This is a genomic window from Curtobacterium sp. BNK-1 (assembly GCF_048685235.1).
GTDB classification, from domain to species: Bacteria; Pseudomonadota; Gammaproteobacteria; order Enterobacterales; family Enterobacteriaceae; genus Pantoea; species Pantoea agglomerans.
Genome location: NZ_JBLQTJ010000002.1, coordinates 46,172 through 63,136, shown reverse-complemented (window position 1 = coordinate 63,136; position 16,965 = coordinate 46,172). Strand labels below are relative to the sequence as shown.

At 56.3% G+C, this 16,965-nt stretch carries 6 protein-coding genes; all 6 read right to left on the bottom strand.

Annotated features, from left to right (window positions below; genetic code table 11):
• Positions 1-57: 57 nt before the first annotated feature.
• Positions 58-1,302, bottom strand: a complete 1,245-nt coding sequence (locus tag ACMGGP_RS19325) for an HlyD family type I secretion periplasmic adaptor subunit (protein ID WP_010257175.1) — start codon at positions 1,300-1,302, stop codon at positions 58-60.
• On the bottom strand, positions 1,299-3,575 hold the full coding sequence (locus ACMGGP_RS19320) for a type I secretion system permease/ATPase (protein WP_309600721.1): 2,277 nt from the start codon (positions 3,573-3,575) through the stop codon (positions 1,299-1,301). The genes ACMGGP_RS19325 and ACMGGP_RS19320 overlap by 4 nt, the downstream gene beginning before the upstream one ends.
• Positions 3,576-3,663: 88 nt before the next feature.
• Positions 3,664-4,878 carry a TolC family protein gene (locus tag ACMGGP_RS19315; RefSeq protein WP_498798739.1) on the bottom strand — a complete coding sequence of 405 codons (1,215 nt, stop codon included), beginning with the start codon at positions 4,876-4,878 and terminating at the stop codon, positions 3,664-3,666.
• Between the two features lie 394 nt (positions 4,879-5,272).
• Positions 5,273-13,582 (bottom strand): Ig-like domain-containing protein, encoded by an 8,310-nt coding sequence (locus tag ACMGGP_RS19310; RefSeq protein WP_498798738.1) that lies wholly within the window; start codon positions 13,580-13,582, stop codon positions 5,273-5,275.
• Positions 13,513-15,972, bottom strand: coding sequence for an Ig-like domain-containing protein (locus tag ACMGGP_RS19305; protein WP_498798737.1), 2,460 nt, complete (start codon positions 15,970-15,972; stop codon positions 13,513-13,515). The genes ACMGGP_RS19310 and ACMGGP_RS19305 overlap by 70 nt, the downstream gene beginning before the upstream one ends.
• Positions 15,973-16,185: 213 nt before the next feature.
• On the bottom strand, positions 16,186-16,905 hold the full coding sequence (locus tag ACMGGP_RS19300) for a hypothetical protein (RefSeq protein ID WP_124890764.1): 720 nt from the start codon (positions 16,903-16,905) through the stop codon (positions 16,186-16,188).
• Positions 16,906-16,965: the final 60 nt, after the last annotated feature.

Here is a 16,965-nt window from a genome sequence, read left to right as displayed (position 1 = left end):
GGACTTCTGTGTAAAAAAGCCAGCTATAGCGCTGGCTTTTTTACATTCAGGCAGGTTTTACTTTTCGCGAAACGCTTCCTGTACGCGCAACAGAGGACGCAACAGATATTGCAGCAGGCTCTTCTCTCCCGTACGAATATCAACGGTGGCCGTCATACCGGGAATAACCCGTAGTTCCTGACTGCCGCTTTTCGTCAGCGTATTATTTTCCGTTAATACCATCACCCGGTAATAAGTATCATCGACGCCTGGCCTGCGGGCAGCCTTACTTTCCTCATCTTTTAGCGCGCCCGAACTGATACTTTGAACATGTCCGGTCAGGCCGCCATAAATCGAATAGTCATAGGCAGAAATTTTTACCACAGCTTCCTGACCGGGTGCCAGAAAAGCCACATCAGAGGGCCGGATACGGGTTTCTACCAGCAGCTGGTCATCCAACGGTGTCACCTCCATTATTGCGGCACCAGGCTGGATCACACCGCCAAGCGTATTGATTTTAATACTGTTAACAATGCCTCGTACTGGCGTGCGGACTTCAGTACGCTCAAGCGTATCATGGCGGCCATGGGCAGTTTCCTGCAGGCTTGTCATCTCAACATCGACTTTGGACAGTTCATCGTTAGCCTCGTTACGGTAGCGGTTTTTTCGCTCGGTAATTTGCAATTCGGCATCATTCATCTGACGCTCAAGTTTCAGAACCTCAGTTTTTGACAGCAGCGATCTGGCTGAGAGCTGTCGCGCCATTTCAAGCTCTTTCTGCAGCAATGTTTTTGACTTCAGATAGCCTTCAATTGATTCATTTACCGCCCTTTTGCGTAGTTTCCAGGCATCGGTTTCACGGGTAACCAGTTCAGGTACTTTCATGACCTCTGGCGGGAACACAAGCTCGCTGCCGGTCGCTTCTGCTTCAAGACGCGCAGCCTGGGCTTTCAGTGCCAGCAGGCGGTTAGCGCTTTCGCGGAAGGAGGCTTCGGCGCGCGTGGGATCGATTTTGGCCACAACCTGACCTTTTTCAACCGTATCGCCTTCATGCACCATTAACTCCTGCAAAATACCGCCCTCAAGGCTTTGCAAAACCTGTTCGCGGGAACTGGGAACAATTTTGGCTGACCCGGTTGTCACCTCTTCGATGTTGAAATTGGCGGCCCAGACGATTACCAGCACCATTAACGCCACGCTGCCCCAGGCAATAAATAGCCAGCCTTCCCAGCGATCCTGACGGGCGGCCCTCACCATGTCACTGGCTGTATGTTCGGTCAGGCGCTTTTGATCAACGTTTTTATCAGGGGACAGGCTGCTCATACTGTTACCTCGCCAGATTGTGGCTGACGCTCTGTGCTTATCTCAACGCCAGCATGTTTCGCTGCGTTACGCAGCACCGATGCGGCCGGGATCTTCCCGCTGTTTAATAAACCGATAATTTCTTCACGCGGCCCATCAGCTACTTTGATGCCTTCATCCATCACAATCACCCGATCAACGTATTTCAGCACTGCCGGACGGTGGGTCACGATAATCACGGTTCGGCCTTCCATTGCCGGGATGAGCGCCTGCAGGATAGTGCGTTCCGACCCCATATCCATCCCCGATGTAGGTTCGTCCAGTAGCAGAACATCCGGATTCGACAGAATGGCGCGAGCCAGGGCTATCGCCTGCTTTTGTCCACCGGAAAAGTTTTCACCACGCTCACTGACAGGCATACCAAAGCCCATGGGATGGGCCGCGACAATATCACTCACCCCGGTCATTTTGGCAGCGGCCATCAGTTCTTCGTCGCTGGCATAGGGTGCTCCCATCACCAGGTTGTCACGCAGCGAACCATACATAAAACGTGGTTCCTGATTGACCAGCGCGATACGAGTCCGTAATTCCACCGGCTCGACCTGGCCTATATCTACGCCAGCAATGGTGATCGTGCCTGTTGTGGGTGGATATAGCCCAACCAGCATGCGCAGCAGCGAAGATTTACCGCTGCCCATTTTGCCCAGTATGGCAACCCGCTCGCCCTGACAGAACCGGACATCTAGCTGCTCAACGATGGCCGGTAAATCGTCTTTATAACGTAATGAAACGCCCTGACAGACAATCCCGGTCTGGCTGCCCTGGGGAAGCTGCACATAAACCTTCTCATTATCGCGTTCAGCAGGGGCCTGCATCACTTTATTGAGGATGGCCAGCGAGGTTTTTGCCTGCTGAATACGCAATCCCAGCGCGGCAAGCGTTGCTATGGGCATTATGGCGCGCCCCATCAGGGTCATAGTGGCAATGATGCCTCCCATTGAGATATCACCATCACCGACCAGATAAGCACCCCAGACCAGCAGAATAACGGTACCAAACTGCTGGGTCGTCTGAATGACGCTTGAGCCCATAGTGGCAAGGAACCGCGATTTCATATTCACTGCAGAGAGTTTTACGCTGGCAACATCGTGTTTAGAGGCGACCAGGTTTTCAGCACGCAGAACTTTAATGGTTTCAAGATTATCCAGTGATTCAATAACCAGACCGTAACGGTTACTGCCTATTTTCATTGACTCTTCAGCGTGGCGTTTCAAAGGGATCTGCATCAGCAGCACCATCGCCACGATGACCACTAATATCAGGATCACACACCAGACCAGTGGCCCGGCAACCAGATGGATTACAACCAGGAAGAGTAAAACAAAGGGTAAGTCAGCAACCGTCGTTAAAGCGGCTGACGTAGTAAGCTCGCGGACGCTGTCAAAGCTTTGCATGACATTGCCAAATGCACCGCTGGATTGGGCTCGACCCGACATTTTGCCGTTCAGCACGTGACGAAAAAGTTGTGCGCCCAACACCAGATCGATCTTTTTACCGGCGCGATCGGTAATCCAGGCCCGACCCAGCCGTGCAGCCAGTTCAAACAACAACGCCAGACTCACGCCGATAGCCATCGTCCAGAGTGTTACGTAGGTCTGGTTAGGCAGTACCCGGTTATAAACCGTCATGGTGAATACGGACATCGCCAGAACGAGCAGGTTAATAACGACTGACAATGCGGCGGCTTCAAAGATATAACGTTTGAATCCCCACAAAGTATTCCAGAACCAGTGCCCTTTACCGACATGGACAATGTCATCGGCACGATGATCAAGATAAGACTTAGGTCGCAGCAGCAACAACTCGCCGCTATAGTGCTGAGCCAGGCGAGCGAAATCGACCTCAACAGGCTGGCTGCCCAGTGCGGGATCGATAATGGCGCACTTCTTTTCGCTACACTGTGTCAGCACGCAGTAGCCCGTTTCCAGACGCATGATGGCGGGGAGAACAAAGCTTTTCACATCCGTCAGGTCAATCTTCTGCCAGGCAGCACTCATGCCGCGGCTCAGCAGCGTGCGCAATGCCCAGTCATTCTGGGCGCTGATATCAGCGTCTGGTGGAAATGCAGGCATACCCACACGTAAAGCATTTAGCGTAAGCCGGACGTCAAACAGGCGCAGTGCGCTTTGCAGTGCAACCAGCAAAGTCTCCTGCGTATCTGATGGCGATCTGGATAACACTCTGTTTTCAGCATTCAGTTCAGAGCCAGCAGGCTCAAATTGTATATCAGTCACAATGGCGTCCCCTGGACAACTAATTCATTCTGGTCTGGCGGCAAAGCATGACAGCGGCCAGAAATACTCGTTTTTTACGTCAGCGTGATTAGTGCACCGCTTCGATGATATTCGCTGGTAAAGCGTTAACCTTCTGCACCAGTTGGCTGGTTTTACCCAGTGCCGCAACGATGTTCCATTGCGCAGCCAGATACTGCATCTGCTGCTCCTGATAACTTGCGAGACTGGTGTAATAGTCGGTAGCAAACGAGATTAAATCCGTTAACGGGCGCTGCCCCGCGAAGAACTGCACTTCCCCCGCTTTCCAGGTTTTCAACGCGGTTTCTGACTGTCTCTGTAATGCATTGAGCTGGCGTTCACGAAGCGGTAAGGAGACCCACAGCTGATCCAGCTGCTGTTTCAATGTCCGGAGTGTTGCATCCTGATCCGCCTCTGCGGCAATGAGTCGCTGAGTTTCAGCTTTGGCATTTGCCCTGCCAGCCCCACCATCCCAAAGATTGATATCGCTGCTCACCTGTAACGTCACCGCTTTAAACGGTTCCATTTCACCGTTGCGCTTTGGACTGTCCATACTCAGTTGCACACTCCATTTCGGCCTGTTCCACTTAGAGGCCAGATCCACTGCGGCTCTCGCCTCCTCTTTACGCTCGCGTGAGACCGCCCAGTTGGGATTTTCTTTCAGTACCTGTTGTGCCTGTGCCAGTGACGCGGGCAACAGACCCGCTTTTTTCAGATCGGGCAGGCCTCTGGTGATAACAATCTCGTGGTTCAGCAGCGAGCTGAGTTGCTGCTGCGCTTGTATATAGGTGGTGTAGCTCATTTCACGACTGGCAATCACCGAATTGAGGCGAGTCGCAACCTGATTGATCTCAGAAGCTCTGCCGCTATCAATACTGGCAATATTCTTTACCCGATTAAGCAGATCCTGCAGTGCGTTAATTTCTTTATCCAGCACAGCGACAACTGTGGCATTAGTGGCTGCAGAGGTAAAAAGAGTAAGCACCTGCTCGTTGAGATTTTCGCGCGTGACATTTACCTGAGCCTGCTGCATGGAATAAGCTGCCTGCTTTCCGGCAACGCTCGCATCAGTACGTCCGTGATCGTAAAGTAATTTACTAACAGTGATATGCGGGGAGACCGGGTTATTCTCATAACCGGGTTGACCTGAATATCCTGATGCGCTGATACCCGTGCTGACCTGAAAACCATCAGCGGCTTTTGCCTGATCGATATCATACATAGCACCGGTGCTGTTTGATAAAGCAGACTTTACCGACGGATGGTCGGCTGTCATACGAATCATTTCAATAAAGTCCGTTGCATGGGCATTTAACAGGGGATTAAAAAATAGCAATCCCGCAATTAAACCATGCAGCGAACATCTGGATTTTGTAGTGAACAAGGTTTTTTTCATAGTTAACTCAAAATAACAAATAAAGTGGGATGGCTAATTTTCTCTGTCGCTAATTCAATCCTGCGACCGGAACTGTTTTAACCGCCCGACATGTCATATGGCAACGTTAATTCTGCTAAAAATAAATATTTAGGTTTTACATGCTACTCACATGCCTTTATTTATTTTTTTCATCTATGCAATCAGATCTGAGGCTCACCTGATGGGCCTGCCTTAAACAGGCCCATCAGGTGAGTTTGATGTGAAAAAAAGCTGGCGATGACCGAAGTCATCGCCAGTTCTATCAGATAACGTTTAAGCCATGCTGGATTAACAGCTTGACAGTGGTGTCATCATTATTGGTATAGACGTCATAATTAACGCCATTTTCAGTTTGTGCGGCTGAAGCCGTCCATTCTGATTTTCCAATATTAACGGTATCAGTTGCATTACTATTGTTTGAACTTCCAACATCTCCCGTAATATGTAATGTGTTCGCTTCACTACCATTATCTTTAGTAATTTCGAGCACATCGCTGGCGCTGATAAATAATGTCTGCGCCGTGTTATTACCCAGATGGATAGCTTCAATTCCACTAATTTTTCCTGATACCGTTCCGAGTTCTAAATCGTTATTAGAATCCCAGACCAGCGTATCGTGACCCTCTCCTCCTTTCACACTGCTAAAATGAGTACTGTTAATGACGATAGTATCATCGCCCTCTTTTGCATCGACGGAATTCGCGCCGCGTGCATCCAGTACATCATTACCTGAAGTGCCATTAAGATCGTACTGAGCAGGTTGATACTCAATATGCGTCGATCCCGTTTCAGACGTCAGTCCCAGTGTCTCGTTCAGATCAACTAAGCGGCCTTTGATTGCTGAGCCATCGCCGTCGCCCACGCCCTGATCGGTCCAGGTCACGTAGAGCTGACCGCCCGCCAGGAAGGTCGCATCGACTTCAACCTGCTCACCATAGGTCAGCTGGTTGATCTGGATCTGCTGGCCCACTTTATTACCCGCAGCATCAAAGTACTGTGCGTAGATACCGCTGGTACCTGCACCCGGTGCGATGTCGGTTGTTGACAGGAAAACGGCAATAAAGCTGCCGTCAGCCTGACTGACCACCCTCGCCATGTGCTGATCGCCAGCCGTCGTGGTGTTGATCAGGAACTCGCTGGTCAGCGCCGTACCGTCTGCCGCGTAGATGCGGCCCCAGACGCTGTAACCGTTCTGATCCGGTCCGCTGGTATCGTTAGAGTCCCAGGTCACCACGTAGTTGCCGTTTTGCAGCGCACTGACTGCGGATGACGCCTGATTGTTAGTCAGGGTCTGGTTCGCTACGAAGCTGCCTGTTACAGCATGCGTTGACGGATCATAAACTGACACACCAACATCATATCCGGTGGCTTTAATCGCATAAGTAATCGCAACCTGGCCATTTTCCAGCGTTGTAACAGATGGCAACGGCTCCCATTCAGGAATGATGGCATTTGCGTTCAGGGTCGTGGTTGCCAGCACGGTCTCCGCCGTGACCGGCGTGCCGTTTGCGTCATACTGACGACCATAGACCGTCCAGTTGCCGTTCAGGCTCGCTTCCCAAACCACCAGATAACCGCCGTCTTCCAGCGAAGTGATCACCGGAACGCGCATTTTGCTGGCGGCGGTGCTGGAGTCCACATTGTACTCTGCGCCATTAGTCACGACGCCGTTCACGTTACCCGCACCGTCGTAGCTGTAGGTATAGCCCTGACCCTTGATATGCGCACCGGAATCCGTGCTCCATACCACCTGGAAAGTGCCATCTGACAGCACGGTAACCTGCGGCGTGATCTGGTCGCCCGCTGTGGTGGTGTTCACCGTGAACTCCGCCCCGACCGGCTGACCTTTCGCATCCAGCAGCTGACCCTTGACGCAGCTGCCGGAGCCGTCTCCGCTCGCCGACTGCCACACCACGATGGCGCCGCCGTCCGGCAGGCTGGCTACCGACGAGACCGTCTGCGCTCCCGTGGTGGTGGTGTTCACCGTGTACTCGGAGTAGAACGCCGCATCCACGTCAATCACGATACCTTCAATGCCGGTTCCCGAACCGTCCACGTTGTCCGACTGCCACGTCACGTATACGCTGCCGTCCGCGGTCAGCACGGCGTCAAAGATGTGCGTTGCATCCACCGAGTCGCCACCGGTACCCTGGTTGCCGCTCGTGGTGGTGTTCACCAGGAACTCGCGTCCCACCCTGTTATCGTTCGCATCAAAGCGCTGTGCGTAGATGGCCGAGCCATCCCCGTCGCCGCCTTCAGAGCCCCAGATAAGCAGGTAGCCGCCATCATCCAGCGCCACGCCGACCGGCTTATACTGCTTGCCGCTGGTGTAGCTGTTGACGATGAAGTCACCGCTGCCGACCAGCGTCAGCGTTCCGGTGGCGGCATCCACGCGGTAGTGCACTGCGCGGATGTCAGAGCCGCTGGTGCCGCTGTCGCTGCTGTCCCAGAACACCACGATGCTGCCGTCGTTCAGGGTGATAACGTCCGGATAGTTCTGGGAGCTGTCCGTGGTGGTGTTCACCTGGAAGTTACCCCCCAGTGGCGTGCCGTCTGCGGCAAAAATCTGCCCGACAACCCCGCTGCCGCTGGTGTCACCCGGACCGCTGGTGGCGTTCCACACGGTCACGTACATGCCGCCGTGCGCCGCATCGGTAAAGGCCGCCATTTCCGGCCCGCCGGAGCTGCCCATGCCCTTGCCGGTTGCCACCGTCACTTCGCCCGTCACCGGCTGGTTATCCGCCCCGTAGCTGCGCTGCACGATGCCTGTGCCCTGGTCTTCCCAGCTGATGATGTAGCCGCCGTCGGCGGTTGCCATCGCACCCGGACGGTTCTGTGCACCGCTGTAGGTGGTGTTCACCTGGAACTCGTCGGTCACCGCCTGGCCGTCGGCGCCGTAGCGGCGCGCCATCACGCCGTCGCCGCTGTTGTCCAGTCCGTTAACGTTGGACTCGTAGACAATCAGAAAGCCGCCGTCGGTCAGCGCGATCACCTGCGGGCTGTCCTGATTGTTGGCCGTGCGCTGGTTCACCTGCTGCTCGGTGCCGATTTTATGCACACCGTCTGCCTCGTACAGCTGCATGTAAACCTCGGTGCCGGAGGTGCCGTCACCCTGCCACGTCACCACGATGCGGCCGTCCGCCAGCCGGGTGACCGACGGGTTGAGCTGATCGCCTGTGGTAGTGGTATTCACCTGCGCGCTTTCATTCAGCAGATCGTAAGCACTCAGTGCGGCTCCGGAGATCAATACTGGCTGGCTCTGGTTACCTGCCGCGTCAATAGCCGAGAGCGTTCCGTTTTCACCGACACTGAGTGGGTTAGGTACAATACTCCATACACCCTCAGCATCTGCCACCGTGGAGTAAACCGTTCCAGCCGCATTCGTCACGATAACAGTAGCGCCTGCTTCGGTCTGGCCACCCAGAGTCTCCTTAGTATTGGTAGAGAGACCCACGTTCGGCGGCAGTACATCGGTGTCGCTCGACGCTGGTGTCGTCGCAGGCTGATAGTCAATGGTCGTCGGATCGTTGTTGTCCGGCGTCATTTGCTCCAGTCCCAGTGTTTCCACCAGATCCACAACGCGTCCTTTAATCGCCGAGCCTTCGCCGTCACCCACACCTTTGTCAGTCCAGGTCACGTAGAGCTGACCGCCCGCAAGGAAGGTCGCATCGACTTCAACCTGCTCGCCATAGGTCAGCTGATGGATCTGCATCTGCTGGCCCACTTTGTTACCTGCTGCATCAAAGTACTGCGCGTAGATGCCGCTGGTACCTGCACCCGGTGCCGTATCTGTTGCAGACATAAAGAGTGCAACGAAACTGCCATCAGGACGGCTCACGACTTTCGCCAGATGTTGATCGCCTGCTGTTGCCGTGTTGATCAGGAACTCGCTGGTCAGCGCCGTACCGTCTGCCGCATAGATGCGGCCCCAGACGCTGTAACCGTTCTGATCCGGTCCGCTGGTATCGTTAGAGTCCCAGGTCACCACGTAGTTGCCGTTATCCAGCGCGCTTACTGCAGGTGATGCCTGATTATTAGTCAGGGTCTGGTTCGCTACGAAGCTGCCGGTTACCTCATGCAGTGAAGGATCGTAGATCGACACGCCTGCGTCATACCCGGTACCTTTAACGGTATAGGCGATAGCGACCTGGCCATTTTTCAGTAACGTAACAGACGGCAGCGGCTCCCAGTCAGCGCCAAAGCCCAGCACGCCGTTTACGCTCAGTGAAGTCGTAATCAGTACAGTCTCCGCCGTGACCGGCGTGCCGTTTGCATCATACTGGCGGCTGTAAATCGCCCAGTTACCGTTCAGGCTTGCCTGCCATACAACCAGATAGCCGCCATCTTCCAGCGAGGTAATGGCTGGTTCAGTCAGTTTACTTGCCGTGGTACCGGTGTTAACGCTGAACTCTGTGCCATCAGCCACCAGACCATTTACATTACCCGCACCGTCATAGCTGTAGGTATAACCCTGACCCTTGATATGCGCACCGGAATCCGTGCTCCACACCACTTCGATATGGCCGTTCGTCAGGACCGTAACCTGCGGCGTGATCTGGTCGCCCGCTGTGGTGGTGTTCACCGTGAACTCCGCCCCGACCGGCTGACCTTTCGCATCCAGCAGCTGACCCTTGACGCAGCTGCCGGAGCCGTCTCCGCTCGCCGACTGCCACACCACGATGGCGCCGCCGTCCGGCAGGCTGGCTACCGACGAGACCGTCTGCGCTCCCGTGGTGGTGGTGTTCACCGTGTACTCGGAGTAGAACGCCGCATCCACGTCAATCACGATACCTTCAATGCCGGTTCCCGAACCGTCCACGTTGTCCGACTGCCACGTCACGTATACGCTGCCGTCCGCGGTCAGCACGGCGTCAAAGATGTGCGTTGCATCCACCGAGTCGCCACCGGTACCCTGGTTGCCGCTCGTGGTGGTGTTCACCAGGAACTCGCGTCCCACCCTGTTATCGTTCGCATCAAAGCGCTGTGCGTAGATGGCCGAGCCATCCCCGTCGCCGCCTTCGGAGCCCCAGATAAGCAGGTAGCCGCCATCATCCAGCGCCACGCCGACCGGCTTATACTGCTTGCCGCTGGTGTAGCTGTTGACGATGAAGTCACCGCTGCCGACCAGCGTCAGCGTTCCGGTGGCGGCATCCACGCGGTAGTGCACTGCGCGGATGTCAGAGCCGCTGGTGCCGCTGTCGCTGCTGTCCCAGAACACCACGATGCTGCCGTCGTTCAGGGTGATAACGTCCGGATAGTTCTGGGAGCTGTCCGTGGTGGTGTTCACCTGGAAGTTACCCCCCAGTGGCGTGCCATCTGCGGCAAAAATCTGCCCGACAACCCCGCTGCCGCTGGTGTCACCCGGACCGCTGGTGGCGTTCCACACGGTCACGTACATGCCGCCGTGCGCCGCATCGGTAAAGGCCGCCATTTCCGGCCCGCCGGAGCTGCCCATGCCCTTGCCGGTTGCCACCGTCACTTCACCCGTCACCGGCTGGTTATCCGCCCCGTAGCTGCGCTGCACGATGCCTGTGCCCTGGTCTTCCCAGCTGATGATGTAGCCGCCGTCGGCGGTTGCCATCGCACCCGGACGGTTCTGCGCACCGCTGTAGGTGGTGTTCACCTGGAACTCGTCGGTCACCGCCTGGCCGTCGGCGCCGTAGCGGCGCGCCATCACACCGTCGCCGCTGTTGTCCAGTCCGTTAACGTTGGACTCGTAGACGATCAGAAAGCCGCCGTCGGTCAGCGCGATCACCTGCGGGCTGTCCTGATTGTTGGCCGTGCGCTGGTTCACCTGCTGCTCGGTGCCGATTTTACGTATACCGTCGGCCTCAAAGAGCTGCATGTAAACCTCGGTGCCGGAGACACCTGCGCCCTGCCACGTCACCACAATGCGGCCGTCCGCCAGCCGGGTCGTCGACGGGTTAAGCTGGTCTCCAGTGGTGGTAGTGTTCACCTGCATACTTTCATTCAGCAAGCTATACGTAGCCAGTGCAGATCCCTGGAAGGCCACTGTATCGCCCTTGTTCCCTGCTGGATCGATAGCGTAGATCTCTCCTGACTCGCCAGCTGAGATTGGGTTAGGTGCTATCACCCATTTACCCTGCTGATCGGCTACTACGCTATATTCCGTGCCGTTCTTATCGACAATGACAACCACAACGCCAGGCTCAGTAACACCGCTCAGTGACTCCTCTGAGTTTCCTGAAATCCCAACGTTAGGCGCTGTGATATCGATAATAAAATCCCAGCTACTGCTGATTTCACTTACGTTACCTGCAGCATCCGTTGCCGTCGCCGTAATACCGTGTGTCCCTTCCAGCAGGTTAGTGGTCGGCGTATAGCTCCACTCACCCAGTTCATCTGCCGTCACTGTCGCAAGCAGGATGCCATTGTCATAAAGCGTAACCAGCGAGCCTTTTTCCGCCTTGCCGGTAAAGGTCGGTGCCGGATCGTCAATGACATTACCTGCCACTGGTGAGGTGAACTGCAATGTACCGACGTCATCCTGTAATGACTGGATGATCACTGGTTCTGGCGGTGTGGTATCCACATTCAGGGTAAATTTCGCCTCGCTGCTGTTGCCCGCTGCGTTAGTTACCGATGCCGTAAAGACGTGCTCACCATCAGCCAGCTCCGCCACCGCGAACGTCCATACGCCGCTGCTGTTTGCCGTGCTGCTGCCCAGCACCGCGCCCGATTGGTCGCTGATGGTCACCACCGCGCCCGCTGCCGCCGTGCCCTGCAGCTCCGGCGTGCTGTCGTCGGTCAGGCCGCCGTTCAGTACCGCGCCGGTGATGCTTCCCGCATCGTCGTTCGCCTGGTCAATGCTCAGCTCCACGCTGCTGCTGTCCAGCCTGAAGGTCGCGCGCTCGCCGCGGGTTTCGTTCCCCGCCGCGTCCGTCACCTTCACCTGCCAGCTGTGCTCCCCGTCCGTCAGCGTGCCCAGCGCCAGTGTCCAGTTGCCGTCCGCGTCCGCCACCGTGCTGCCTGCCGGCGTGCTGCTGTTGTCCAGATATACCGTCACCGTCGCGCCCGCTTCCGCCGTGCCCTTCAGCACCGGCGCGCGGTCGTCGGTTACCCCGCCGCTGGCAACTTCGCCCTGCACCTCACCCTGGGCGTCCATCAGCGCCGCCACGGCCGCCTCCGGTGCCACGGTGTCCAGCACCACGTTAAACGCGCCGGTCTCCGCCGAGGAAACCCCCGCCGCGTTCACCGCCGTCGCCGTCAGGTCATAGCGGCCGTCCTCGCCCAGCGCCGCCGTGGTAATGCTCCAGCGGCCGTTGTCATCCGCCACGCCCGACCCCGCGTTTACCCGGTTGCCGTCCGCATCAGTGGCCCACACGATGACCGTCAGCCCCGCGCCCGCGGTGCCGTTCAGCGTCAGCGTGCCGTCGTTGGTGAACTGGCCCTTCTGCAGGAAGCCGCTGTCCGCATCCTCGCCCTGGCTGTAGTCGTCCACCACGTTTTCAATCGCCGGCTGCGCCGGGGCGCTGGTCAGGACGCTGAAGTCCCACGCCGCATCCGCCGTACCGCTTACCTGCGGGCCTTCATTGCCCGCCGCGTCCACCGCCGCGACCGTCAGGGCGTGCGCCCCGCTGCTCATCGCGCTGTCCGGCGTCCAGCTCCACTTGCCGTCCGCCTCTACCGCTGCGCTGCCGATCAGCTTGCCACTGTCGTAGATATTGACGTAACTGATGTCTGCGGTAGTCGTGCCTGAGTAGGTCGGACGTGCATCGTCAGTGACAGAGCCATCTTCAATCTTGCCCTGTACCGGACCGACGTCATCGGTCAGTGTGATGCTGTCCGCCACTAAACCCGATGTCTGGTTATCCGGCACCGAGGTGTCAACGGTAAAGCTCCAGTCGCCGTCTGCCTGCGGGCCTTCGTTGCCCGCCGCGTCCACCGCCGCGACCGTCAGGTCGTGGGAGGTGCCGTCCGCCATATCCTGCTCCGGCGTCCAGCTCCACTTGCCGTCCGCCTCCACCGCTGCGCTGCCGACGAGCTCGCCGTTATCATAGATGTTGACGTGATCGATGTCGGCGGTTGCGTCGCCGGAAAGGGTCGGCCGCGCGTCGTCGGTGACCGAGCCGCTGGCAATTTCGCCGGTAATCGCACCGACGTCGTCGGTCAGGGTGATGCTGTCGATGACCAGGCCCGAGGTCTGGTTATCCGGCGGCGTGCTGTCGCCGGGGCCGTCGATCACAACGCTGTTGCTGTTGCCCGCCTCGTCGGTGGCTTCCACCACGACGTCTTTGGCGTCCACGCCCGCCGGATTCGGCTGGATGCTCCAGTGACCGTCCGCGTCCGCCACCGTACTGGTCACGCTGTCGCTGACCGGATCGGTGATCACGATCACCGCGCCCGGCTCGGCGTTACCGGCCAGCTCGTCCTCGGTGTTGTTCGTGATTTCCGGAGCCGCCGTGCTGGTGTCAACGGTAAAGCTCCAGTCGCCGTCTGCCTGCGGGCCTTCGTTGCCCGCCGCATCCACCGCCGCAACCGTCAGGTCGTGAGAGGTGCCGTCCGCCATATCCTGCTCCGGCGTCCAGCTCCACTTGCCGTCCGCGTCCACCGCTGCGCTGCCGACGAGCTCGCGGTGTCATAGATGTTGACGTGATCGATGTCGGCGGTTGCGTCGCCGGAGAAGGTCGGCCGTGCGTCGTCGGTGACCGAGCCGCTGGCAATCTCGCCGGTGATCGCACCGACGTCGTCCGTCAGGGTGATGCTGTCGATCACCAGGCCCGAGGTCTGGTTATCCGGCGGCGTGCTGTCTGCCGGGCCGTCGATCACAACGCTGTTGCTGTTGCCCGCCTCGTCGGTGGCTTCCACCACGACGTCTTTGGCGTCCACGCCCGCCGGATTCGGCTGGATGCTCCAGTGACCGTCCGCGTCCGCCACCGTGCTGGTCACGCTGTCGCTGACCGGATCGGTGATCACGATCACCGCGCCCGGCTCGGCGTTACCGGCCAGCTCGTCCTCGGTGTTGTTCGTGATTTCCGGAGCCGCCGTGCTGGTGTCAACGGTAAAGCTCCAGTCGCCGTCTGCCTGCGGGCCTTCGTTGCCCGCCGCGTCCACCGCCGCAACCGTCAGGTCGTGAGAGGTGCCGTCCGCCATATCCTGCTCCGGCGTCCAGCTCCACTTGCCGTCCGCGTCCACCGCTGCGCTGCCGACGAGCTCGCCGTTGTCATAAATGTTGACGTGATCGATGTCGGCGGTTGCGTCGCCGGAAAGGGTCGGCCGCGCGTCGTCAGTGACCGAGCCGCTGGCAATCTCGCCGGTGATCGCACCGACGTCGTCCGTCAGGGTGATGCTGTCGATGACCAGGCCTGAGGTCTGGTTATCCGGCGGCGTGCTGTCGCCGGGGCCGTCGATCACAACGCTGTTGCTGTTGCCCGCCTCGTCGGTGGCTTCCACCACGACGTCTTTGGCGTCCACGCCCGCCGGATTCGGCTGGATGCTCCAGTGGCCGTCAGCATCCGCCACCGTGCTGGTCACGCTGTCGCTGACCGGATCGGTGATCACGATCACCGCGCCCGGCTCGGCGTTACCGGCCAGCTCGTCCTCGGTGTTGTTCGTGATTTCCGGAGCCGCCGTGCTGGTGTCAACGGTAAAGCTCCAGTCGCCGTCTGCCTGCGGGCCTTCGTTGCCCGCCGCATCCACCGCCGCAACCGTCAGGTCGTGAGAGGTGCCGTCCGCCATATCCTGCTCCGGCGTCCAGCTCCACTTGCCGTCCGCGTCCACCGCTGCGCTGCCGACGAGCTCGCCGTTGTCATAGATATTGACGTGATCGATGTCGGCGGTTGCGTCGCCGGAAAGGGTCGGCCGCGCGTCGTCGGTGACCGAGCCGCTGGCAATCTCGCCGGTGATCGCACCGACGTCGTCCGTCAGGGTGACTGAGTCACTGACAATGCCGGAGTTGATGTTATCTGGAGGAGTTATGTCCGGTCGGGAACCGTTGGACGGCGGAGAGACATTACCCGCAGGATCGACAACCACGATAGTTACGTCGGTATCCCCTTCATGGACAGGGTTAGGCTGGATACTCCAGTCACCATTTTCATCAACTACAACCGTGGTGGTTTCACCGGTACTGCCATCGGAAATAACCACAGTTGAACCAGGTTCTGCTTTACCTGAGATTTGTTCATCATCATTGCTATTTATAACCGCCGCTTCTGGCGAAGAGGTGTCAGTAAACTCTTCAGTCAGGCTACCGCTATTGCCCGCACTATCAGTTACCGTAACAGTGACGGTGCCATTTGGTTGTGAAGTCGGTGCTTCCACATACCAGTTACCTTCACTGTCCGTCTGGGTCGTGATCTGGGTGCCATCAGGCAGTTGAATGACAACCTGTGAGTCAGGGCTATTCGATGTTCCGGAAAACTCTGGACGACCATCATTATCACTGTCCGCAACAGGATCAAGTGTCACCGATACACTCTTAGCGGAAGAGTCATGGCCACTGCTACCACGCCCGGACGCACCAATAGCAACGCCGCCTGCCGCGCCGCCCAGCAGCATAAAGGGCAACCAACCAAAATTGTTGTCACTGGCAGTCAGCGGATCGGCACTGGCATATCCTTCACCACCTAATACCTGTTCACCGCTCTGACCTTCAGTTAAAGCTGGCGGGTATTCAGCCACATCGCCGGAAGTCGGCACATATTCATAAAATTGACCGTTTTCGCCCAGCCCAATCAGATGAACGTTTTCATTATCATAATAATCTTCCAGCACAATATCAGGATGCTGAGAATCATCCTGGCTAAAGAAAAGCTGCAGATTATTGCCAACGCGCCTGGTTACAACTATTTGCGGAGCATGTCCTGTAGCGCTATCGATCAGTTCTATATTTAATGCACCCTGATGCGGAACTTTGATCGTTGTAGGATTTTCAGATTTTGTATCAACAGTGTATGAAGAGATAATACCCTTCACACCACGCAAGTTCACTTTCAACATAACAACCTTCTTAATTAACGAGGATTGATTAAATTCAATAGAAATAAGGCTTTCACAAACCCTTAATCTCTATATTCATATACTTCGAATAACCGTGATTTTATGACGAGATAATCTGCAATCCTGACATTGCTTCCAGCACAACTCTTGATTCTGGAGTCAGTGAACGGCATTATCAGAACTGATTAATAAAAAATATGGTGCCAGATTGCATCAATGCAGTGAGTATGCAGCGCCCTGAGCTTTACTGCTTTTATCAGCTATCTTCATAGCATTGCTCTGAGCATGACTACTGTCAGAATTTAATAGTGAAGAAGCCACCGGGTGATTCAATAGTTTTGACTCGCCCGCTTCAGAACAAGAACGTTCATTTACTACACGCGATAACGTACGTGATTGTGCTTTGAGACTGGTTAAAACAGATTCAGCTTCCTTTGCAGGCACCAGACGCGCCGTGATTTTCTGCTGATCATTTACCGCTAACTGATAGTAATAGCGCTCACCTGATTTCAGCGCTGGTGTGGATACTTCAATTTTTGCTGGCTGGACAAAATCATGCTGGCTGAACATAACGTCCAGTTTTTTCTGGCCAGGACACACACTAATTTCAGTCCCTCTATCACCTGACATTACGCTCGTATAGTATTGATTATTAACAAATACGTTAACTACGCGTTTTGATGCGGCAGGATTTTTTTCATCAATACGGTAGACAATAATGTGCGCACGCGGGTCGCGTATCTGCTCCGGCGCCTTGTCATTTTTGACTTCTTTAAACAACGATGGCGCAGGAGCGTTCTGCAATGGCGCCGCCTCAACATAATTGCAGTACAGGTAGCCTGTAAGTAATAAAACCATACTCAGCATTGCTCCCTGCATAAATTTAAAGGGACTATTCGATGCTTTGCATGTTAAACGTGAATTATTTTCCATATAACTCTCCTTAAGGTGCTTAATCACTATATTTAAAACACCTTATATCCGATGTTGAAC